This is a genomic window from Massilia paldalensis, from assembly GCF_044901715.1.
GTDB classification, from domain to species: Bacteria; Pseudomonadota; Gammaproteobacteria; order Burkholderiales; family Burkholderiaceae_D; genus Telluria; species Telluria paldalensis.
Window position 1 is genome coordinate 223466 of the sequence record NZ_JBJCIU010000004.1, and the last position, 22071, is coordinate 245536.

The following is a 22071-nucleotide window of genomic DNA, read 5'->3' on the forward strand; positions in this document are numbered from 1 at the left end:
GGCCCCATCGGGCCGTCTGGGTGCGTCCGCTAACAGTCGCCGGCCCGCGCCTGCCATACAATCGTCCGTATACACGTACGCCGGCACAGAATGGCGGCAACGGCCGGCATGCCCGTGCATGCGCCGACCGACCCGAAAGGAATGCGCGATGGTCATGGGCAGAGAAAAGGACGACGAAAACAAGGAAGACATGCAGGTCGAAGGCGGCGGCCAGAGCATGGGCGTACCGGCCGAGGGCGAGGTCGAGGGCAATGCCGCCAGTCCGATGGGCAACCCCGGCATCCGCCACTGGCAGGCCAGCTACATCGCGCGCGACGGGCTGAACGACCGCGGCAGCATCTTCTTCGCCGCCGTCGAGATGACGCGCATGCCGATGCTCGTCACCGATCCGCGCCAGCCGGACGACCCCATCGTGTTCGCCAACGGTGCCTTCCTCGACCTGACCGGCTACCGCATGGAAGACATCATGGGCGCAACTGCCGCTTCCTGCAGGGCCCCCAGACCGACCGCGCCACCGTCGCCGAGGTGCGCCAGGCGCTCAAGGAACAGCGCGCCGTCGCCGTCGACCTGCTGAACTACAAGGCCGACGGCACCCCGTTCTGGAATGCGCTCTATATCGGCCCCATCTTCGACCAGGACGGCCAGCTGCTGTACTACTTCGCCTCGCAGATGGACATCACCGAGCGCCGCCAGACCCAGGAGTCCTACCTGCAGGCGCAGAAGATGGAAGCCATCGGCCAGCTCACGGCCGGCATGGCGCACGACTTCAACAACCTGCTGCAAGTCATCAACGGCAACCTCGAGGTGGCCACGCTCAGCCTCGACGATCCGGATGCCGCCCGCGTCGCCATCGACCGGGCCCAGCGCGCCGCCATGCGTGCCGGCAAGCTCACCCAGCAGCTGCTGACCTTCGCGCGCAAGCAGCGCCTGGAGCCGAAGCACGTCAACATCAACAACCTGGTCGTCGAATTCTCCGAGATGCTGGTGCGCACGCTGGGCGAGCGCATCGACCTGCGCCTGGACCTGCGCCCCGGCCTGCCCGTCTCCAACCTCGACGCCACGCACCTCGAGATGGCGCTGCTGAACGTGCTGATCAACGCGCGCGACGCCATGCCCGACGGCGGCGAAGTGACGGTGGCGACGGCGATCGTGCGCGGCGAGGACCGGCTCAAGAAGCACGGCCTGCCGCACGGCACCTATATCGACCTGTGCATCATCGACGAGGGCAAGGGCATGACGCCCGAGGTGCTGCGCCGCGCCACCGAACCCTTCTTCACCACCAAGGGACCGGGCACGGGCCTGGGCCTGGCGATGGTGCACGGTTTCGTCCAGCAGTCGCAGGGACGCCTGGAAATCGACAGCACGCCGGGCAAGGGCACGACGGTGCGCATGCTCTTCCCCGCGGCCGACAGCGGCATCGGCCTGGGCTCGACGCAGCAGCCGGGCAACGACGCGCACGCCGGCGAACAGGACCTGGCCGGCGCCAAGCCCTGCGTGCTCGTGGTCGAGGACAACGACGACGTGCGCGAACTGGCCGAGAGCGTGCTGGCGATGTCCGGCTACGGCGTGCTGTCGGCCGCCAGCGGCGAACAGGCCCTGCACCTGCTCGAAGGCGGCGCCCGCATCGACCTGCTGTTCACCGACGTGATCATGCCCGGCGGGATGACGGGCCTGGAACTAGCCGACCAGGTCCGCACCACGCACCCGCGCCTGCCGGTGCTGGTGACGACGGGCTATATGGACGAGCTGCCGGGACGGGGGCGCGACCTGAACATCCTGGCCAAGCCGTACAAGCACGAGGACTTGCTGGCCAGGGTGGAGGCGGCGTTGGGAAGGGAAAAATAAGCTTCCGGCGGAACTGCCGCACCGCGAAACAACGTCATCCCTGCGAAGGCAGGGATCCAATGGTGCATGCGTTGACACGGCGCTGGCAGACCTTGGGTCCCTGCCTGCGCAGGGACGACGTCGGTTCAGCGCCTGCCGGCACTGCCGCGCCATCAAGCAACGTCATCCCTGCGAAGGCAGGGATCCAATGGTGCATGCGGTGCGACGGCGCCGGCAGCACTTGGGTTCCTGCCTGCGCAGGGACGACGTCGGTCAAGCGCCTCCCGGCACTGCCGCACCATCAAACAACGTCATCCCTGCGAAGGCAGGGATCCAATATTGCATGCGCTGCGACGGCGCTGGCAAAACTTGGGTCCCTGCCTTCGCAGGGACGACGTCGGTCAAGCGCCTGCCGGCCCTGCCGCGCCATCAAACAACGTCATCCCTGCGAAGGCAGGGATCCAATGGTGCATGCGTTGCGACGGCTCTGGCAGCACCTGGGTCCCTGCCTTCGCAGGGACGACGTCGGTCAAGCGCCTGCCGGCACTGCCGCGCCATCAAACAACGTCATCCCTGCGAAGTCAGGGATCCAATGGTGCATGCGCTGCGACGAAGCCCGCAGGACTTGGGTCCCTGCCTGCGCAGGGACGACGTCGGTTGGGCGCTTCTCAGCACTGCCGCGCCATCAAACAACGTCATCCCTGCGAAGGCAGGGATCCAATATTGCATGCGTTGCGACGAAGCCCGCAGGACTTGGGTCCTGCCTGTGCAGGGACGACGTCGGTGAATAAAAAAAGGCCTGTCATCGACAGGCCTTTTCATTTACTGCTTCGGCAACCCGCCCAGCAGCGCCGCCAGCTTGGGCTTGGGCTTGCTCGGCGCGGCCGGCGCGGATTCGTCGCGGCGCGGGGCGCTGGACGGCTCGTAGGGTTTCAGGAACCACGGATCGACCTTCTCGCGGCGCGGCAGCGGGCCGCTGCTGCGCGGGCGTTCGCTCCGCTCACCGCGTTCACTGCGTTCGCCGCGCTGCGTGCCATCGCTTTCGCGGCGGCCGTTGCGCGCGCCCGAGCGGTCGCCGTAGCGTTCCTCGCGGGCGGGGCGGCCCGGCACGAAGCCCGTCAGTTCACCGCGCGTGATGGTCTGCTTGATCAGCTTCTCGATGTCGGCCAGCAGGCGCTCGTCCTTGTCCGAGTAGACCGACAGCGCGTCGCCGGTGGCGCCGGCGCGGCCCGTGCGGCCGATGCGGTGCACGTAGTCCTCGGCGTTGTACGGCAGGTCGTAGTTGATCACGCACGGCAGGTCGGTGATGTCCAGGCCACGCGCGGCGACGTCGGTCGCGACCAGCACGTCGATGGTACCGTTCTTGAAGGCGTCGAGCGCGGCGATGCGCTCCTGCTGGGTCTTGTCGCCGTGGATGGCCAGCGCCTTGATGCCGGCCTGCTCCAGGGTGCGCGACAGGCGCGAGGCGCCGATCTTGGTGTTCGAGAACACCAGCACCTGCTTCAGGTCGCGCGAACGGATCAGGTGCTGGACCACTTCCGGCTTCTGCGACTCTTCCACCTTGTACAGCACCTGGGTGATCGAGGTATTGGTGGCGTTGCTGCGCGCGACTTCGATGGTCAGCGGATCGGTCAGGAAGCTCGATGCCAGCTTCTTGATCTCGGGCGAGAAGGTGGCCGAGAACATCAGGTTCTGGCGCTTCTTCGGCAGCAGGTTGATGATGCGCTGCAGGTCGGGCAGGAAGCCCATGTCGAGCATGCGGTCGGCTTCGTCCATGACCAGCATCTGCACCTGGCCCAGGCTGATGTTCTTCTGTTCGACGTGGTCGAGCAGGCGGCCCGGCGTGGCGATGACGATCTCGACGCCGCGGCGCAGGATCTCGGTCTGCGGCTTCATGTCCATGCCGCCGAAGACGACGGTGGAGCGCAGCGGGGTGTGCTGGGCGTAGGCCTTGACGTTGTCGGCGACCTGGATCGCCAGTTCGCGCGTCGGCGTCAGTACCAGGGCGCGCACCGGATGGCGCGCGGGCGACATGCTGCTGTTGGCATGGGCCAGCAGCAGCTGGATGATCGGCAGCGAGAAGCTCGCGGTCTTGCCGGTGCCGGTCTGGGCGGCACCCATGACGTCGCGGCCCTGCAGGACGATGGGGATCGCCTTGGCCTGGATCGGGGTCGGGTGGACATAGCCCTGGTCCGACAGCGCGCGCTGGATCTCAGGCGCCAGGCCGAAATCGGCAAAGCGCACGGTCGGCGCGCCGCCGTTTTCATTAGTGGTCGGTGTTTCAGACATGTTTTCTTTCGGGCGTTTTGTTCGGCGTTACTTTTGGCGACATGCGCTGTGTTCAAGCTTCGTCGAGCTCTACGCCGGGCAGCGGCCGGGCATGGCCAACGCGAAAAAACCGGGGGACGGGACGCGCCTGGGGCGCCTGGCTCGCGGCGGTTATCTGGACCGCACGGACGTAGAGATACGACAATCGCGCTCAAGGTTACCTCAAAACCACCCCTCTGTGTATGAAAACCCGAATTTTATGCCCGTTTTGCTGCCGCTTTGGCAATCCATACACCCTTCTCCCTTTACATGCTTTTACCCGGCTTTACACATCCGCCTCCTCCTGCCGCGCCGGCGTCGGCCGATAATTGATGCAATCAATCAACATCAAAGGACGCGGGATGGTTGCCAGCATCAGCAGCAATGACAGCGGCATGTCGAACTGGGCCGATTCGGTCTTTTCGAAGCTCGACACGAAGAAGCAGGGATATATCGAGAAATCGGACCTGGCGAGCGCGCTGAGCGCAGTGAGTAACGGCAGCGACGGCGGCGATGGCCAGTCGGTCGACATCGACAGCGCCTTCGGCGCGCTCGACGGTGACGACGACGGCAAGGTCACCAAAAGCGAGCTGACGGAAGCGATGACCAGGCTGTCCGACCAGCTCAACGCGCAGTTCGACGCATCGCGCGTGGCGGGCGGCATGCCGCCGCCGAGCGGCCCGCCGCCCGAAGGCGACGGCGCGGAAGGCGGCATGGCCGCGACCAGCGCCACGGCGGGCGGGATGGGCGCCATGTCCGGTGCAGCACGCGGCGCCGGCGGCCCGCCCCCGGGCGGCGGTGCGCAGGGCGCGACCGAAGAGACGAGCGGCACCAGCAGTACCTACGTGGCGGCGGCCGATACGGACGGCGACGGCACCGTCAGCGAAGAGGAACAGGCGGCGTACGACAAGAAGGTGGCCAGCGGAGAAGCAGGCACGGGCGCTGACGACGGCGGCAAGGACGCTACCGGCAAGCCGGACGGCCCGGCGCAGCGCGACCCGATCCGCGAGCTGGCGCATGCGATGGATCTGTTGAAAGCGTATGCGGACAGCGGCACATCGACGGGGTCGACGGGGTCGACGGGGTCGACGGCATCGTCGAGCGTCAGCGTGGAAGCGTAAGGCTTACCAACCGTCGCCCCTGCGAAGGCAGGGGCCCAATGGTTATTGGCATTCCGGCTGCGCCAGGAAATTGGGTCCCTGCCTGCGCAGGGACGACGGTCGTACCGGCGTATCGCGTCAGGAAGTAATCAACCCGTGCTCATCGAGCACGTCGTGCAGCAGTTCCAGCCGGATCATCGGGTTATCCAGCATCAGCATCTGCTGCTTCTGCGCATTCGGCAGCGGCAGCAATTCGCACCAGCGGTTCGACACCCAGCCGCAATCGTCCAGGCGGAACGGCGGCTGCACGGGCCAGCGGCTTTCCGGCACGTCGTGCAGCGAGGCCAGCACGCGGTCGAGCGCATCGGCCGCGCCCTTCAGGTCGGACGGGATGCGCACCGCGTGGTCGTCTTCCAGCATGGTCGCCTCGGCCATCCACAGGCCGTCGGCGCGCCGTTCGCTGTCCATGACCCTGAAGCGCGAGCCACCGCGGCAGACCACCTGCAGGAGGCCCGGCGCCGACGCCGTCGTGTCCGTGACGGTGGCCAGCGTGCCGGTGCCGGCGAATTGTTCGACGCCCTCGGGCGTGCGCACTTCCTGGCCCTGGGTCAGCAGCACCACGCCGAACGGCTCGTGCTCGGCGAGGCAGCGGCCGATCATATCGAGGTAGCGCACCTCGAAGATCTGCAGCGGCAGCACGCCGTCCGGAAACAGCACCGTACTGAGCGGAAACAGGGGAATGGAAATCGTCGCCATGGACCCATGATGACAGATTCGAAGCGCGCCGCGGTGCACGATTGCCGTGACTCAAACAGCCGTTCAGGCCTCCGGACCGTGCACCGGCAACTCGCGCACGGCCTCCTTCAGGGCGTGCAGGCGCCAGCGCAGGCGCTGCCAGCCCGGGTCGGGATGGGGCAGCACGCGCACGGTCACCGTATTGTCGGGCGCGGCGTCGCAGGCGAAGGCATAGTCGCCGGCCTCGCCGAACGGCAGCCGCACCTCGCGTCCCGGCAGCACCAGCACCTGGCCGAACACGTGCGCCGACAGGTCGCGGTTGCGCAGCAGCAGCACGTCACGGACGCCCAGCGTCAGGCGGATCTCGGCCGGCAACTGGGGCGGCCGGTCCGGCGCGATCGCCCTGCCCTTCAATATCGCGGCCCCGCGCGGAAAATCGACGGCACGCTCGCGGCTCGGATAGCGCAGCGGCCACAGCGCGGCCCACAGCAGCAGCGCCAGCAGGACGGCCGCGAGCGTCCAGCGCACGCGGCGCAGCAGGCTCACGCGGCCTCCGCGCGGCGGGCGCACAGGCAGGGGCAGAGGCGGGTTTCGGTTCGGTCGGACACGGTCGCGGGCTGGTTCGGGGGCAGGTTCGGGGGATAGCGCGGAAGAGTCTGGTATTGTAGCGAACGCGCCTGCTTTTCGTACCTATCGGCTGCCGTGCGCCCATCGGTTGCGCAGGTGCGTATGCTCTGCGCGACGGCGCCCCCTTTTACTTTGACGATACCGGATCCAACGGACGTTCCGGTCGCGACCAGCCCATGCCCCGTTTCCCCGATCCTTCGTCCCAGTCTCCGCGAAACCGCTGGCGCAACTCGGCCTCGTTGCCGCTGTTGCTGGCGGCGCTCGTGTTCCTGGCCGCGCTGGTGGTAACGCGCTGGGTCATCGGCAATGCCGAGCAGAATGCCCGCGAGGAACAGCAGGCCACGTTCAACTACCGGGTGCGCGACCTGTCGGCCGCCATCCGGCAGCGCATGGCCATCTACGAGGAAGTGCTGTACGCCACGCGCGGCTACCTGCGCGGCTCGCTCGACCTGACCCGCGCCGAATTCGCCGAGTACTACGCATCGCTGCGCCTGAACCAGCGCTTTCCCGGCATGGAGGCGCTGGGCGTCGCCACCATCGTGCCGCCCGGCGCGCTCGACGCCCACGTCGCCCGCGTGCGCGCCGAAGGCTATCCGGACTACACGCTCAAGCCGCCCGGCCGGCGCGACTTCGTCACCGCCATCACCCACATCCAGCCGTTCGAGAGCCGCAACCTGCGTGCCTTCGGCTACGACATGTTCAGCGAGCCGGTGCGGCGCGCGGCGATGGAAGCGGCGCGCGACAGCGGCTTTGCCGCCGCCACCGGCAAGGTGACGCTGGTCCAGGAAGGGCCGGGACAGGCGCCGCAATCGGGCTTCCTGATGTACGTGCCCGTGTACCGGGCCGGCCAGCGGCACGACACCATCCTCGAACGCCGCGCCGCCATCGTCGGCTGGGCCTATGCGCCGTTCCGCATGCAGGACCTGATGCGCGGCGTGGGCGGCGAGCACGCGGCCGACCTCGAGGTCGAGATCTTCGACGGCCTGGCGGCGAAGGAGCCCGCCCTGCTGTACCGCTCGCCGGGTGCGCACGTGCCGGGACGCGACGCGCTGTATGCGAGCCAGACCACCATCGACACCGCCGGCCGCCCATGGACGCTGCGCGTGCGCTCCGCTCCCGCCTACGAGGAGGCGCTCGACCGCAGCGAGGCGAGGCTGATGGCCGCCACCGGCATCGGGCTGGGCCTGATGCTGGCGCTGGTCGTGTGGCTGCTGGCCACCGAACGGCGCCGCGCGCTGCAGCTGGCCGGGCGCATGACGCTCGAGCTGCGCGAATCGCACGACCGCGTCGATGCCGAGCGCCAGCGCATCCGCCTGATCCTCCAGGACGCCTACGACGCCTTCGTCGGCATCGGCCCGGACGGCCGCATCACCGACTGGAACGTCCAGGCCTGCCGCCTGTTCGGCTGGACCGAGGACGAGGCGCTCGGACGCGACGCCTTCGAACTGCTGGCCGTGCCGCACGAGCGCGAGGAACGGCGCGCCTGCCTCGCGCATTTCGCCCGCAGCGGCGAATGCGCGATGCTGTCCGGCCCCAGCGAGATCGACATGCTGACGGTGCACGGCCAGGCGATCCCCGTCGAGATCGCGATCACGCCGCTGCCCACCCCGGGCGGCTACGGCATCACCGCCTTCGTGCGCGACATCCGCCCGCGCCGCGAGGCCGTCGAGCGCGAACGCCAGCGCAAGCTGCGCCTGGACGAGGCGCGCACGGCGCTGCAGCGCTCGCAGAAGCTGGAAGCGGTGGGCAAGCTGACCGGCGGCGTGGCGCACGACTTCAACAACATCCTGCACATCATCAGCGCCAATACCCAGCTGATGCTGCGCGGCGAGGAAGACCACCGCAAGCGCCTGCTCGGCATCATGGACGCCGTCGAACGGGGCAAGAAGCTGGCCGCCCAGCTGCTCGCCTTCGCCCGCCGCCAGCCGCTGCACCCGAGCGTCGTCAACCTGGCCCAGCTCATCGAACGCATGGACAGCCTGCTGCACCGCGCCGCCGGCGACCACGTGCAGATCCGCTTCGACATGCCGCCCGACCTGTGGAACACGCTGGTCGATCCGAACCAGCTCGAGAACGTGCTGCTGAACCTTGTGATCAATGCGCGCGACGCGATGGACGGCGAAGGCCGCGTCGCGATCGCGCTCGCCAACCTGGAGATCGGCCCGGACAGCCCGCAGGCCGAGACCGGCATCCGCCCCGGCGCCTACGTAACCGTCTCGGTGGCCGATACGGGCAACGGCATGCCGGCCGAAGTGATGGAGCGCGCCTTCGAACCCTTCTTCACCACCAAGCCCGAGGGCAAGGGCACGGGCCTGGGGCTGTCGATGGCGCACGGCTTCGTCAAGCAGAGCGGCGGCCATATCCGCCTGGCCAGCGAGCCGGGGCGCGGCACCGTCGTGACGATCTACCTGCCGCGCGCGCTGCAGGATGCGCCCGATCCCGCGTTCACGCCGGTCCCGCACTAAGAACCGATTGCAGCAGGCGCGTGCCCTAGCGTGCGCCGAGTCCTGCGGCCGTTGGGCGATGATGGGCCTCGATTCACCAAGGAGGGCCCGATTTGGCAAGCACCGAACATCTTCCCCGCCATGCCGACGCGCGCACTGCCCTGCCGCGCGCCCGCGGCTTCGACAACACCCTCGCCCTGCTGGCGGAAGGCTACTGCTTCATGAAGCGGCGCCACGCCGCGCTGCAGAGCGACGCCTTCTCCACCCGCCTGATGCTGCGCCGCGCGCTGTGCGTGCGCGGCGAGGATGCGGCGCGCATGTTCTACCAGCCCGGCCGCTTCACGCGCCGCGGCGCGCTGCCGCCCACGGTACTGACCCTGCTGCAGGACTACGGCAGCGTGGCCGTGCAGGACGGCGACATGCACCACAGGCGCAAGGCCATGCTGATGGGATTGTTCGGTCCCCTGGAGCGCCAGCGCCTGGTGGCGCTGGCCGAGGCGCAATGGCAGGAACGCTTCGCGCGATGGCAGCGCCAGCCGCGCGTGGTGGTGTTCGAGGAAGCCCAGCACGTGCTGTGCCGCGCGGCGTGCGAATGGATCGGCCTGCCGCCGCTGGACGATGCCGAGAGCGCGAAGCGGACGCGGGAACTCGCGGCGATGATCGACGCGGCCGGATCGGCTGGCCCGCGCAACTGGCGCGCGCAGCTGATGCGCAATCGCACCGAGCACTGGGCCCGGGCGCTGGTCGACGCCGTGCGCGCCGGCCGCGTGCAGCCGCCCCCACAGAGTCCGCTGTGCGTGATCGCCGGCCACCGCGATGCCGACGGCATGCTGCTGAACCGGCGCCACGCGGCCGTCGAACTGATCAACCTGTTGCGTCCCACGGTGGCGGTGGCGCGCTTCATCGCCTTTGCCGTGCTGGCGCTGCACGAGCATCCGGAAAGCCGCGCGCGCATCGCCGCCGGCGACGATGGCCACGCGGTGATGTTCACCCAGGAAGTCAGGCGCTACTACCCGTTCTTCCCCGCCGTCGCCGGCCGCGCGCTGCACGACTTCGAATGGCGCCAGATGCGCGTCGAAAAGGGAACCTGGGTGCTGCTGGACCTGTACGGCACCAACCACGATCCGGCGCTGTGGGGCGATCCGGAAAACTTCCGTCCGGGGCGCTTCGAGCGCCACGAGGAAAGCGGCTTCGCGCTGATCCCGCAGGGCGGCGGCGACCCGTATGCCGGCCACCGCTGCCCGGGAGAGTCGTCCACGATCGACCTGGTGACGTCGGCCCTGAAACTGTTCGCCGGCGCCATCGCCTACGAAGTGCCGCCGCAGGACTTGTCGGTGAGCCTGCGCAGGATGCCGACGCTGCCGGCGAGCGGGATGGTGATCGAGCGGGTGCGGGTGCGGCCGCAGGACATTGCGTAACGCAGCGACACACACGTACGCCCTACAAACGCGTCGCCCCTGCGCAGGCAGGGGCCCAATCTCGTTCGCTGCACGCAAACTTGGGCCCCTGCCTGCGCAGGGGCAACGACGCTTCCGGATGGTGGCTCGATCAGCGCACCAGGTGGCCGTTCTGCACCCGTACACGATCGCCGTTGCGGTAACGCGACTGCCCATGCTCGGTGAAGGTGCGGTAGCCGCCGCGCGCCATCTTCACGCGCACGTCCGTATAGATTTCGGCCTTCACGTTGCGCTCGATGCGGTTGCCGCCGTATGCGCCGGCGGCTGCGCCGGCAGCGGTGGCCAGGGTACGGCCGTTGCCGCTGCCGATCTGGTGGCCCAGCAGGCCGCCGACGACGGCGCCGCCCACGGCACCGATGCCGCTGCCGCGTTCCGCTTCGCGCTTGTAGGTGTTGGTCGAGACCACGGTGCCGCAGTTCTGGCACTGAGCATGCCCTTGCGGTGCTGCCTGGCTGGCGAGCGGCACGGCGCCGGACATCGCGATGGCGGCAAACAAGGTGGCACGGGCGGCGAGGCGGGTAGTGATGTTATTCATGACGTTTTCCCCTGAAGTCGTTGTGATTGGCTTGTCCACAGATTACGGCCCGCACGATTGCCTGCCAAGAGGGAAAAGGTATCAGATGCAAGCGCTTGTAACACGCCCTGCCTTGTCATCAGGGGCCGACGGCGTCGCGCCCGGCCGCGACCGTACTGGCCCGCGCGGCGTCCTGTTGCTGACAGGACCGGAACACGCGCTGCTGGGCGAACACCAGCGCCATGTAGGCGATCAGTTCGAGCCCTTCTTCCCAGTCCTGCGCATGGTGCGGGTTCGCGTGGATGCCGCAGACGGCGTGGCCTTCGGCACAGGCGGAGAGGTACGACGCGACGACCGCGAGCACCAGCGGCACGACCGCGTAGTGGCTGTTGCGCGCGAGACCGACCAGGAAGCGGCCCAGGTGATGGCGCCAGAGGGTCGACACGGACCACGCCAGCAGCGCGCAGATGACGGGCGCCACGGCCGGCTTGTACCACATCGGCTCCAGCGGCAGGCCGGCACGGACGGCGTCGGCCTGCGTGATCACGGCACCCCAGCTCAACTCGCGTGCGGCGAGGATGAGCCAGACGGGTACCGTGCTCGCGCCCAGCGCACCCAGCGGCGTGCCGCGGTGGCGCCACCAGGCAAGGAAGGCGGCCAGGGCGCCGCACAGCAGCACGGCGACCTGGGCATTTTCGATGACGCCGTTTTCCAGGCCCCAGGCCTCGGGCATGGCCAGGGCCAGGGGGTAGGAAACGAGGATGAATGCCAGCAACAGGGCATCGGCTGCGGAAAAACGCAGGGCGAGACGGGGGGAAATACGTATCGCAACACGTGAGGGCACGCGTGCTGATTGAGCGAGGCGGGACATATGTTTTTCTTGGAAAGTTGAGAAATACCGCCGGTCACGGATGCATGCGGAATAACTGACCGGTCGATCATTTATATTTCGCACTATATCAACTGCGTGCAGGTGCACGATTCAACGTGGCAAAAAGCACACATTTCATGCGTGTCATGTCATTAAAAATGCGAACACGCGATTTGTAATGAGAATCATTCTCATATAGAATCATCCTGGCCGCCATCCGGCATGCCCTTGTCTTACCACCGGAGGACCACCCATGCAGGCTACCGCCGACGACTTCGACCGACTGCTCCGCGACCACTGCACGCTGCTGCGGGAATACGCCCGCGTCCAGGCCCGCTGCACGGCGCTGCTGCAAGCGCAGGCAGGCCAGATCGCGGCGCTCGATGCCGAGGTCGTGCGGCTGCGCGCCGCGGTCGTAGCGCGCGACAGCCAATTGGCCTGGGAACGGGAAGACCGCGCGGCGCTGGAACGCGAGATGCCCGGCCTGGAAAAGCGCGCGGCGCTGGCGCGGCGGGTGCGGGCGCTGCAGGCGCGTATTGAGGAATTACTGCGCGAGGATTTACTGCGCCGGCGCGCGCGCAGACACGCCCCTGTTCCGGTACGGGATGCCGAACGCCTGGAGGAGCGCCTCAGCGGCGCCGACCTGGTGATCTGCCAGACCGGGTGCCTGAGCCATGGCGACTACTGGCGCGTGCAGGACCACTGCAAGCGCACGGGCACGGCCTGCGTGCTGGTGGAGCGGCCGGACGCGCTACGCATCGTGCGCATCCATCGCGCGCCCGGTGACGAAGGCCGGGCGCGCATCGCGGCGCTGGCCCCCGAACGCGTCGAATGATCAGTCGTCGACGGCGACGTCCACGATGAGGCGGGGATCGAGCGCCCGGATGCGCGGCTCGACGTAATAGCCGCCTGCCTCCACATAGGTCAGGCAGGCGCGCTGGCACACGCCGCATTGCTGGACCGTGCAGCGGTTGTACGGAAAATGGCGCAGCGCGATCGGCGCGTCGGGCGACCAGTAGCTGGTGCCGTCCGGGTGGTATTCGGCATAGGTCGGCTCGGCATACGGGTCGTGCACCAGGGTGCCGGCCGGACGCAGCTGCGCCTGCGGAAAGTCGGCGGGGACGCGGGTCCACTCGCGGAAGCTGTCGATGCGGCAGGCGCAGGGGCGCGCGACGGCGCTGGACGTCCGTGCCAGGGCCATGATGTCGTCGCTGCTGAGGAGGTGGTCGTGCGCCATGCGGTTTCCTTGGATGTGTCCATGAATATGTCCGAAATGCAAGCTTAGCAAATCCCGGAAGCGGGTGTTATCTTTGTCGAGGTCCGATCACCCCTCGAGGAGAACGTCATGGCAGCGAAGAAGATCCTGTTCCTGACCGGCGATTTCGCCGAAGACTACGAAACGATGGTGCCGTTCCAGGCGCTGCAGGCGGTAGGGCACACGGTGCACGCCGTCTGCCCCGGCAAGGGCAAGGGCGACAAGGTCAAGACTGCCATCCACGACTTCGAGGGCGACCAGACCTACACGGAAAAACCGGGCCACCTGTTCTCCCTGAACGCCGACTTCGCGGAGAGCCGCGCCGGCGACTACGACGCCCTCATGATCGCCGGCGGCCGCGCCCCCGAATACCTGCGCCTGGACCCGCGCGTGATCGACCTGGTGCGCGAGTTCGTGCGCCTCGACAAGCCGGTCGCGGCGGTGTGCCACGGCGCCCAGCTGCTGGCGGCGGCCGACGTCATCCGCGGTAAGCGCGTGTCGGCCTACCCCGCCTGCGCGCCCGAGGTGCGCATGGCCGGCGGCGAGTATGCCGACATCCCCGTCGACCAGGCCGTCACGGACGGCAAGCTGGTGACGGCGCCGGCGTGGCCCGCGCATCCGCAGTGGCTGGCGCAGTTCCTGAAGGTGCTGGGGACGGAGATCGTGCTGTAGGTGAGGTCGGCCCGCGCTGGCCCGATGCGGACATCTGGTGGGCACGGGGTGCCCACCCCACGTGACGCTCAGCGCGCCAGGTTCTCGTCGAGGAAGGTGTCGACGCGCTTCCAGAAATCGAGGCGGGTTTCCTCGTTGCGCCAGCCATGCCCTTCGTCCGGATAGACGACGTACTCGACCTTGCGGTTCGTGCGGCTGACGGCGTTGCGGAAGGCCGCCGCATGCACGATGGGCACGCGCACGTCCTGGCCGCCGTGGGCCATGAGCAGCGGCTGCGCGATGCGTCCCGCCTGCGCCAGCGGCGACACTTCGGCGAACGCCTCCGGGTTGCGCTCGGGGTCGCCGATCAGCGTGCGCATGTCGAAGCGGCGCGCGTCTTCCGACGCGTCGCTTTCGACGGCCGAGAACATCAGGCCGATGTCCGTCACGCCCGCCCACTCGACGCCCACGCGGAACAGTTCCGGATTGCGCACCAGGCCCATCAGCGTCGCATAGCCGCCGTAGCTGGCGCCCATGATGCCGATGCGCTTGGGATCGGCCCAGCCCTTCTTGATGGCCCAGGATGCCGTATCGGCCAGGTCGTCCTGCATGGTGCGGCCCCATTGCTGCCAGCCGGCGCGGAACAACGGGAAGCCGAAGCCCGTGCTGCCGCGCGACTCCGGCTGCAGCACGACGTAGCCGCGCGACGCCAGGAACTGCGCCTCGCCATTCCACTCCCAGGAACCGCCGCGCACGTAGGGCCCGCCGTGCACCAGCACGATGGCGGGCCGCGGCCCGTCCGCCTTCGCGGCCGGCATCGTCACGTACACGGGAATCTGCAGGCCATCGCGCGCATCGATGCGGAAGAAGTCGCGCTTGCCCATGCGCTTCGGATCGATGGCGGGATTGCTGCTGCCGAGCCCGACGAGCTTGTTGTCCGCCGGGGTGTACACGAAATAGGTCGGCGGCATGCGGTCGGACCGGGCGAGGACGACCACGGCTTGCGGAGCGCGGCAATCGATGCCGCAATCGATGCGGTTGACCGAGCCCGGCAACAGGGCATTGACCTTGTCCTGGATGCCCTTCATGGTGGGATCGAGCCACGCCGTCGAGCTGGCATCCGCCGTGAAATGCACGCCGAGGATCTTGTTGGCGCGGTAGTCCTGCTTCAGGTCGCCGTCGAAATCGAAGCCGTCGATGTCGACGAACGGCTCCTTCGCCAGCTCCCGCTTGCCCAGGTCGTAGGCGAACAGCGCGCTGCGCCCCTTGTAGCCGGCGCGCACGTACAGGGTGTTGCGGCCGTCGAACGCCAGCGGCTCGAACTGGTCGTCCTTGAAGCAGTCGCGGTTGCTGATGTCGGTCCAGGGCGCATCCGGGCCGGCGCGGTAATACGCGATGCAGCGCCCCTTGTTGTGCACCATCGCGACGCGCGCCTGGTCGGCCGCATCGAACACCCAGTCCGTCACGTTGTCCGGCTGCGGTCCGACCACCAGGTCCGTGAGTACCTGGGTGCGCGTATTGAGGCGGAACGGATGCAGCGATTGCGGGCGCCGGTCGATGTTGTTCCAGGTGAAGCGCGCGACGATGATGTCGTCCGAACCGTCGTGCGTCACGTCCAGGAAGACGTGGTCCGCCGTCAGCTTGCGGTCCTTGATGTTGCTGCCGAGGCTCTGCTGCTGATGGCGCCAGCTGCCCGCAATCAGGTGGACCATGTTGTTGCCGTCGCGGTCGACCGCGAACTGGTCGTAGTTCCCCTCGAAATCGAGCTTGGGGTTCTTCAGCGTGAACGTCAGGCGCTTGTCGTTGACCCAGGCTAGGCTGGCCAGGCGCGCCGTATCGAAGCTGGCGGCCGTCGTGACCTTCGTCAGGTCCGCCGTGTCGCGCACGGCCAGCAGCTGCGTGCCATCCTCCGCACGGTTCAGGATGGCGACGTAGCGGCCGCTGGGCGAAATCTTGACGAAGCTGACGTCGGGGTTGCGGAAGAATGCTTCCACCGGGGGATTGGCGGCGCCGGCTTCGTGTGCGGCGACGAGGAATGCGGCAGCAACGAAGAGACGCCGGAGCGACGAGCGCGAGAAGATCATGGCTGTTCGGGTATCGAGGTGACAATTTTTACATACTTGCTTTGTATAAATCTTTTGTCAACACACTCACCTTCGTTGTTGCATATTTGCACATGCTTCACCCACGGCCCCTGCCCTTCGCATCGGCCCTTTTGCGCCCACGCCGGACGGCGTTGACGATATTTAGCAGGACGACGGTCAAGCCCACCCACTTCTGGAGATGCTCGGGCAGATACGGGGCAAGGCCCGGCAGGTAGGTCGCCAGTGCCTGGGCGATGTCGCCAGTGAATGACAACAGCGCCAGCAGCATGGCGTTGCACCACACCCCGACCGAGCGCAGTACCGTAGCAGGCCGGCGTCCGCGCGCCGCCGCCCGTTCCCGGCGCCGCGCGCGCCACTCCTTCATCGGCGCCGAGTGGTACCACTGGAATCCCATCCACAGGATCGACACGACGGCCGCCAGTGGTGGCAACAGGTGGACCAGGCCACCCATCAACGCCGCGCCGGCCGCCACGACGGTCAAGCCATCGATGACGGGTTTGAATGCGTGCGCCAGGAGCACGCGGACATCGTGATCGGCAAATCCCATGATTCCTCCAGTGATAGCGATGAATACACGTCGCGTGTATGCGACGGTGCATGAAAGCGTGGTCCCGTCCAGGTTCTTGTCGTATTTTTGCGAGTAAAAACGCACGCCTCTTAGACAATATTAAACATCATGTTTATAATCGGCGTCAACAATTTGTGTAACACACCTTGTGTAGTTCAATGGACAATCGCGACATGCACGTACAAATGAAACGCCTCTACGAGGCCGCCGAAGCACTGGCCGGTCTGAAGACGCAGGCGGAGATCGCCCGCGCCTTGAACCAGTCGCAGCAAACGGTGAACAACTGGGAAGCCCGCGGCATCTCGAAGGCGGGCCTGCTGAAGGCGCAGAGCGCCATCGGCTGCTCCGCCACGTGGCTGGAAACGGGCGAGCCGCCGATGGCGCTGGCGCTGCGCCTGGCCAGCGAAGACGGCGAGACCATCGCGCCGGCCGTCGACAATCCCTTCATCGAGGACGCCCGCGGCATCCGCGTGGGCGACGAGCCGGACACCATCCCGATCCGCCGCGTCACGCTCAAGCTGCACGCCGGCGTGACGGGCTTCGAGACGGAACCGGACCTGGAAGACGGCGGCGTGCTGCACCTGCCGCGCGCCATCGTCGACGCCCATAACCTGGTGCCGCACCAGCTGCTGGCGATCCGCGTGCGCGGCCAGAGCATGGAACCGATGATGTTCGAGGACGACGTCGTCGTCGTGAACACGGCCGACAAGAAGCCCGTCAGCCGCGAGATCTATGCCGTCAACTTCAATGGCGAGGCGCTGGTGAAGCAGCTGATCAAGCGCGGCAACGACTGGTGCCTGCATTCGATCAATCCGGACTTCGGACCGGTCAACGTGCGCAGCGGCCAGTGCAGCATCGTCGGCAAGGTCGTGTACCAGCCGGGAAGGATGCTGACCGGCAGGCTTTGATGGTGCATCGTGTGCGGCACTGAACGGAGTGCCGCGGCCGGACGCTCTACCCTTCCTGCATCCGATCGCTGGAGGGCCCATGGACAAGCAACCGTTCGACATCGACATCGCACTCGAACGCATCGAGGAAGCGGTACGGCCATGGCCCAAGGCGGCCTTGTTCCAGCTGTTCGAAGAGGGTTACACCTCGACCTTCGAACAGCTCCTCGCCTGCATCATCTCCATCCGCACCTATGACGAAGTGACCTTGCCCGTGTCGCGCAAGCTGTTCGCGCGGGCGCGGACGCCGTCGTCCGTTGCGGCGCTGTCCTGGGAAGAACTGGATGGCTTGATCGGTCCGAGCACGTTTCATGAGCGCAAGGCGCACCAGATGCTGGCGATCGCGCGGCAGGTTACGCAATCGTATGGCGAGACGCTGCCGGGGGACCGCGACGTGCTGCTGTCGTTTGCCGGCGTCGGACCGAAGTGCGCGAACCTCGTGCTGGGCGTGGCGTGCGGAACGCCCGTCATCAGCGTGGACATCCACGTGCATCGGGTGACGGGACGGTGGGGGTATGTCGAGGCGTCGACGCCGGAGAAGGCGCTGGTGGCGCTGGAGGACAAGCTGCCGCGGGAGCACTGGATCGACATCAATCGCTTGCTGGTGCCATTCGGGAAGCACATCTGCACGGGGAGCAAGCCGAAGTGTTCGACGTGTCCGGTGCTGGCGATGTGCGCGCAGGTGGGGGTGACGGAGCATCGGTAGGCCATGGCCGAACCGGTGTTCAAGCGAAGTCAGCCGCCATTCGACGTGCACTGGAGGCGATGTACTAGTTGCGTTGAGACCGTCTAGTAGCATAGAGCGCGAATTCCAGCAACATCCAGAGAACCAAGCTAATGCCGATGTTCACAAAGAGCCAATTTGTCTCGATGCGCCCCTGAAACTGCTTCTTCCGTTCTTCAACATCTATCGTGATCGGCTTGAGGGGGAAACCTAATCGAAGCCGATGCCAGCGCTCTTTGAAGTAGACGTCATAGCTGCGAAGGTTCATGCCGAACATGACGTCTTCCTTTATCGTTATGAAGGTCTCGGATCTCACCGCCAAACCATTCCGTCCTACGGAAGTCCAGGAAGGGCGATAACTTTCAAACATGGTCTCGTAAGCTGGAACAAGATTCAACACCAAGAACAGCAGCATCCCCCGGTAAATTGGCGTTGAAAATATTCGCATTCTGTTTCTCACTTTACGTTTGTGCGTGCGCTTCTGGTCGAACTCGGCTATTCGACGGCGTAGCACGTTCCTGAGCTGGAGAAGTCATGGATAGTCACGCGCGGCAGCAACCGCCCTGAGCAGCCATTGCTCGCCATGCACCAGCGCCCTTACGGCAGGATGACGTCGATCTCGACCAGCGCGCTGCCTTTCGCCGCATAGCCGAGCTTGGAGGCGGCCGCGTACGACAGATCGATGATCCTGTTCGAGTGGAACGGGCCGCGGTCGTTCACGCGGACGATGAGCGTTCTACCGTTCTCGAGGTTGGTCACCCTGACATAACACGGGATCGGAAGGATCGGATGCGCGGCCGTGAGCTTCAGCACATCATAGGGTTCGCCGCTTGACGTCGGCAATCCCTGGTAACGGGTGCCGTACCAGCTTGCGACGCCACGCGCGTGATACGGCGCTAATGCCGTCATCGGCCGGTAGCTGGTTCCCATGGCAACATACGGCTTCAGGGTACCGGAAACAAACCGCTCTGCCCTGGGTACGGGCTCCGGGACGGCATCGATCTGCGCCTGCGTGACGCCTTTCGGTGGCCCGTCGTTGAGGTAATAGCCGCCACCGCCTTTCCTCGGCTTGACTGCCGGTGTCGAGCAGGCTGCCAGGGACAGCGTCAATGCGGCCACCAGCGCCGGTCTCGAACAGATAGATACCATACTTCTCATCGTTGCTTTCCACACGTTGTTCATCGCGCGCGGCGCTCAGCCGGCACATACTGCAAGGCGCAAGGCCGAGTCCGTGGATGATACATGTGGAACGGCAGAACGAAAAATCGTTCTGCAGCGCAACGTGGGGAAACCGCGGGCGAAAGTGACTTTTGACACGTCCGTAGAAAAGCATCAGGGACTCGAGCGAATTCGCTGAAGTCCCTGACTTTGCCATGGAGTTTTGGTAGGCCTCCCCGGAGTCGAACCGGGCACCAACGGATTATGAGTCCGCTGCTCTAACCAGGCATGAGCTAGAGGCCCGAAACTGGTACGTACTTCTTCAACGGGGATGGACACCAACCGCTCGCCACCCGGACCAGCCCATGTCAGTAAGACACGGTTGATCCAAGGTGGCGAGAGGATATTGTGTTAGCGCTGGTCCGTCAAGCTTCTTGGCTGCGCGACGGCTCAGCCGCCGCTGCCCTCGAGGAAGCTCTTCAGCTTGTCGGAACGCGACGGGTGGCGCAGCTTGCGCAGGGCCTTCGCTTCGATCTGGCGGATGCGCTCGCGGGTCACGTCGAACTGCTTGCCGACTTCTTCCAGCGTGTGGTCGGTCGACATCTCGATGCCGAAGCGCATGCGCAGGACTTTCGCTTCGCGCGGGGTCAGCGAATCCAGCACGTCCTTCACGACACCGCGCATCGAGGCGTGCAGCGCGGCGTCCGACGGCGCCAGCGTGTTGTTGTCCTCGATGAAGTCGCCCAGATGGGAGTCGTCGTCGTCACCGATCGGCGTTTCCATCGAGATCGGCTCTTTCGCGATCTTCATAATTTTCCGGATCTTGTCTTCCGGCATTTCCATCTTGATCGCGAGCGTTGCCGGATCCGGCTCGGCACCCGTTTCCTGCAGGATCTGGCGCGAGATCCGGTTCATCTTGTTGATCGTTTCGATCATGTGCACCGGAATACGGATCGTGCGCGCCTGGTCCGCGATCGAGCGGGTAATGGCCTGGCGGATCCACCACGTGGCGTACGTGGAGAACTTGTAGCCACGACGGTACTCGAACTTGTCCACCGCCTTCATCAGGCCGATATTGCCTTCCTGGATCAGGTCGAGGAATTGCAGGCCGCGGTTCGTGTACTTCTTCGCGATCGAGATCACCAGTCGCAAGTTTGCTTCCGTCATTTCGCGCTTGGCCTTGCGCGCCTTCATTTCACCGGCCGCCATCTGGCGGTTGATGTTGCGCAAGTCCGGCAGCGGCAGGACGACGCGCGCTTGCAGGTCGATCAGGCGTTGCTGCAGTTCCTTGATCGTCGGGATGTTGCGGCCGAGGATCGCGCTGTAGGCGTGGCCGGCGTTCACTTCGCCGTCGACCCAGTCGAGGTTCGTCTCGTTGCCCGGGAAGACCTTGATGAAGTGGGCGCGCGGCATGCCGCAGCGGTTCACGGCCACGTCCAGGATCTGCTTCTCGATGTGGCGCACTTCGTCGACCTGGCCGCGCAGCGTGTCGCACAGCTTTTCGACGACTTTCGCCGTAAAGCGGATGCCCAGCAGTTCGTTCGAGATGGCTTCCTGGGCCTTGATATAGCCTTCAGAGTTGTAGCCCTGCTTTTCGTAGGCCTTGCGCATCTTGTCGAACTGCTGTTCGATCGTGCGGAATTTATCGAGGGCCGTGTTCTTCAGCTGTTCGAGCTGTTCGGCGGAATAGCCGGCCGCACCGGAACCGGCGCTGGCTTCTTCTTCCTCTTCCTCTTCTTCCTCTTGCTCGTCGTCGTCCTCGTCGTCATCGCCGTCCGAGGCGCTCGTCGGGGCCACGGCGCTCGGCGAGGTCGCTTCGTCCTCGTCCGGGTCCACCATGCCGTCGACGATCTCGTCGATCTTGATCTCGTCCTTCTCGATGCGGTTGGAGGCGTCGATGATCTCGGCGATCGTCACCGGGCAGGCGGAGATCGCCTGGATCATGTCGCGCAGGCCGTCTTCGATGCGCTTGGCGATCTCGATCTCGCCTTCGCGGGTCAGCAGTTCGACCGAGCCCATTTCGCGCATGTACATGCGCACGGGGTCGGTGGTACGGCCGAAATCGGAGTCGACGGTCGACAGCGCCGCTTCGGCGGCCGCTTCGGCTTCGTCGTCGCTGGTGACGGTGGCGACACTATCGGACAGCAGCAGGGTCTCGGCATCGGGCGCATGCTCGTAGACGGCAATGCCCATGTCGTTGAAGGTGCCGATGATGCCTTCGATCGCTTCCGGATCGACGATATTGTCCGGCAGGTGGTCGTTGATCTCGGAATAGGTCAGGAAGCCGCGCTCCTTGCCCGACTTGATCAGGGCCTTGAGCTTCTGGCGGCGGATCTCGAGCTCTTCCTCGCTCGCTTCCGTGTCCGAGGAGAACGCATCCTTGAGCAGCGCCTTTTCCTTGGCCTTGCGGTCCTTGGCCTTGGCCTTGTCGACCGCCTTCAGCTCGGCGCGCTCGACCGCGTTCAGGGCGGCGACTTCGTCGTTCTCGGGCGTGAATTCCTTGGGCTTGCGGCCACGGCGGCCCGGTACCTTGACGGCCGGCAGCACGTAGCCCGACGTGTCGATGGCGGCGAGGGCTTCCGCATCGGTCGTCTGGTTCACTGGCGCGACACCCGCGACGCGGGCTTCCGCCTTGTCTTGTGAATTGTCCGCCTTGGCGGACATCCTGGTGGATTTGGTAGCCACTTTGGTTTCGGGTTTCTTGGTTGGCACAGGCGCTTTCGAAGTCACAACGACCACTTTATTATGGTTAAAAGATAAAGTTTTGTTACCTTACATCACGCT

The 22071-nt window shown here is 66.1% G+C and carries 20 protein-coding genes and 1 tRNA gene; 9 read left to right on the top strand and 12 right to left on the bottom strand.

Features of this window, described 5'->3' with window-relative positions:
• Window positions 1–154: 154 nt before the first annotated feature.
• Together ACI1V7_RS20330 and ACI1V7_RS20335 are read left to right on the top strand one after the other, a co-directional pair.
• On the top strand, window positions 155–574 hold the full coding sequence (locus ACI1V7_RS20330) for a PAS domain-containing protein (RefSeq protein WP_404533626.1): 420 nt from the start codon (window positions 155–157) through the stop codon (window positions 572–574).
• Entirely contained in the window at window positions 526–1845 is a 1320-nt protein-coding gene (locus tag ACI1V7_RS20335) for an ATP-binding protein (protein ID WP_404533627.1), read from the top strand. The genes ACI1V7_RS20330 and ACI1V7_RS20335 overlap by 49 nt, the downstream gene beginning before the upstream one ends.
• A gap of 801 nt (window positions 1846–2646) precedes the next feature.
• On the opposite strand, the gene ACI1V7_RS20340 is transcribed toward ACI1V7_RS20335, so the two are convergent.
• Window positions 2647–4113: a DEAD/DEAH box helicase gene (locus tag ACI1V7_RS20340; RefSeq protein ID WP_404533628.1), complete on the bottom strand. Its 1467-nt coding sequence runs from the start codon at window positions 4111–4113 to the stop codon at window positions 2647–2649.
• Between the two features lie 380 nt (window positions 4114–4493).
• Here ACI1V7_RS20340 and ACI1V7_RS20345 point away from each other — a divergent pair, with 380 nt between their 5' ends.
• Window positions 4494–5252, top strand: a complete 759-nt coding sequence (locus ACI1V7_RS20345; protein WP_404533631.1) for an EF-hand domain-containing protein — start codon at window positions 4494–4496, stop codon at window positions 5250–5252.
• Between the two features lie 117 nt (window positions 5253–5369).
• On the opposite strand, the gene ACI1V7_RS20350 is transcribed toward ACI1V7_RS20345, so the two are convergent.
• Both ACI1V7_RS20350 and ACI1V7_RS20355 read right to left on the bottom strand, forming a co-directional pair.
• Window positions 5370–5987 (bottom strand): LON peptidase substrate-binding domain-containing protein, encoded by a 618-nt coding sequence (locus tag ACI1V7_RS20350; RefSeq protein WP_404533632.1) that lies wholly within the window; start codon window positions 5985–5987, stop codon window positions 5370–5372.
• Between the two features lie 63 nt (window positions 5988–6050).
• Entirely contained in the window at window positions 6051–6512 is a 462-nt protein-coding gene (locus ACI1V7_RS20355; RefSeq protein ID WP_404533634.1) for a hypothetical protein, read from the bottom strand.
• A gap of 257 nt (window positions 6513–6769) precedes the next feature.
• Between ACI1V7_RS20355 and ACI1V7_RS20360 the strand changes: the two genes are divergently transcribed.
• Both ACI1V7_RS20360 and ACI1V7_RS20365 read left to right on the top strand, forming a co-directional pair.
• Window positions 6770–9058 (top strand): CHASE domain-containing protein, encoded by a 2289-nt coding sequence (locus ACI1V7_RS20360; protein ID WP_404533636.1) that lies wholly within the window; start codon window positions 6770–6772, stop codon window positions 9056–9058.
• Window positions 9059–9150: 92 nt separating this feature from the next.
• Window positions 9151–10455, top strand: a complete 1305-nt coding sequence (locus ACI1V7_RS20365) for a cytochrome P450 (RefSeq protein WP_404533638.1) — start codon at window positions 9151–9153, stop codon at window positions 10453–10455.
• Window positions 10456–10585: 130 nt separating this feature from the next.
• Here ACI1V7_RS20365 and ACI1V7_RS20370 read toward each other — a convergent pair whose 3' ends face one another.
• Together ACI1V7_RS20370 and ACI1V7_RS20375 are read right to left on the bottom strand one after the other, a co-directional pair.
• Complete coding sequence (locus tag ACI1V7_RS20370) at window positions 10586–11029, bottom strand: glycine zipper 2TM domain-containing protein (RefSeq protein ID WP_404533640.1); 444 nt, start codon at window positions 11027–11029, stop codon at window positions 10586–10588.
• 118 nt (window positions 11030–11147) lie between these two features.
• Window positions 11148–11783: a hypothetical protein gene (locus tag ACI1V7_RS20375; RefSeq protein WP_404533642.1), complete on the bottom strand. Its 636-nt coding sequence runs from the start codon at window positions 11781–11783 to the stop codon at window positions 11148–11150.
• 349 nt (window positions 11784–12132) lie between these two features.
• On the opposite strand from ACI1V7_RS20375, the gene ACI1V7_RS20380 reads away from it, so the two are divergent.
• On the top strand, window positions 12133–12714 hold the full coding sequence (locus ACI1V7_RS20380) for a DUF2325 domain-containing protein (protein ID WP_404533644.1): 582 nt from the start codon (window positions 12133–12135) through the stop codon (window positions 12712–12714).
• Here the strand turns inward: ACI1V7_RS20380 and ACI1V7_RS20385 are convergent, their stop codons facing one another.
• The gene (locus ACI1V7_RS20385; RefSeq protein WP_404533645.1) at window positions 12715–13116 is read right to left on the bottom strand and encodes a hypothetical protein; all 402 of its coding nucleotides are present in this window, start codon (window positions 13114–13116) and stop codon (window positions 12715–12717) included.
• Between the two features lie 108 nt (window positions 13117–13224).
• Here ACI1V7_RS20385 and ACI1V7_RS20390 point away from each other — a divergent pair, with 108 nt between their 5' ends.
• Window positions 13225–13806: a DJ-1/PfpI family protein gene (locus ACI1V7_RS20390; protein ID WP_404533647.1), complete on the top strand. Its 582-nt coding sequence runs from the start codon at window positions 13225–13227 to the stop codon at window positions 13804–13806.
• Window positions 13807–13874: 68 nt separating this feature from the next.
• On the opposite strand, the gene ACI1V7_RS20395 is transcribed toward ACI1V7_RS20390, so the two are convergent.
• Together ACI1V7_RS20395 and ACI1V7_RS20400 are read right to left on the bottom strand one after the other, a co-directional pair.
• Window positions 13875–15869: an alpha/beta hydrolase family protein gene (locus ACI1V7_RS20395; protein ID WP_404533649.1), complete on the bottom strand. Its 1995-nt coding sequence runs from the start codon at window positions 15867–15869 to the stop codon at window positions 13875–13877.
• A 97-nt stretch (window positions 15870–15966) separates the two neighbouring features.
• Window positions 15967–16437, bottom strand: coding sequence for a hypothetical protein (locus tag ACI1V7_RS20400; protein WP_404533650.1), 471 nt, complete (start codon window positions 16435–16437; stop codon window positions 15967–15969).
• A 206-nt stretch (window positions 16438–16643) separates the two neighbouring features.
• Between ACI1V7_RS20400 and ACI1V7_RS20405 the strand changes: the two genes are divergently transcribed.
• Window positions 16644–17366, top strand: coding sequence for a LexA family transcriptional regulator (locus ACI1V7_RS20405; protein WP_404533652.1), 723 nt, complete (start codon window positions 16644–16646; stop codon window positions 17364–17366).
• Window positions 17367–17445: 79 nt separating this feature from the next.
• A complete protein-coding gene (locus ACI1V7_RS20410; protein WP_404533654.1) occupies window positions 17446–18111 on the top strand; it encodes an endonuclease III domain-containing protein in 666 nt (221 codons plus the stop codon).
• 64 nt (window positions 18112–18175) lie between these two features.
• Here the strand turns inward: ACI1V7_RS20410 and ACI1V7_RS20415 are convergent, their stop codons facing one another.
• The 4 genes from ACI1V7_RS20415 to rpoD all read right to left on the bottom strand — a co-directional run bounded on the left by ACI1V7_RS20415 (window position 18176) and on the right by rpoD (window position 21951).
• Window positions 18176–18406 carry a hypothetical protein gene (locus tag ACI1V7_RS20415; RefSeq protein ID WP_404533655.1) on the bottom strand — a complete coding sequence of 77 codons (231 nt, stop codon included), beginning with the start codon at window positions 18404–18406 and terminating at the stop codon, window positions 18176–18178.
• Between the two features lie 320 nt (window positions 18407–18726).
• Window positions 18727–19248 carry a septal ring lytic transglycosylase RlpA family protein gene (locus ACI1V7_RS20420; RefSeq protein ID WP_404533656.1) on the bottom strand — a complete coding sequence of 174 codons (522 nt, stop codon included), beginning with the start codon at window positions 19246–19248 and terminating at the stop codon, window positions 18727–18729.
• 263 nt (window positions 19249–19511) lie between these two features.
• Window positions 19512–19590: transfer RNA gene (locus ACI1V7_RS20425), tRNA-Ile, on the bottom strand.
• A 147-nt stretch (window positions 19591–19737) separates the two neighbouring features.
• Window positions 19738–21951, bottom strand: a complete 2214-nt coding sequence (gene rpoD / locus ACI1V7_RS20430) for an RNA polymerase sigma factor RpoD (protein WP_404534158.1) — start codon at window positions 21949–21951, stop codon at window positions 19738–19740.
• Window positions 21952–22071 lie beyond the last annotated feature (120 nt).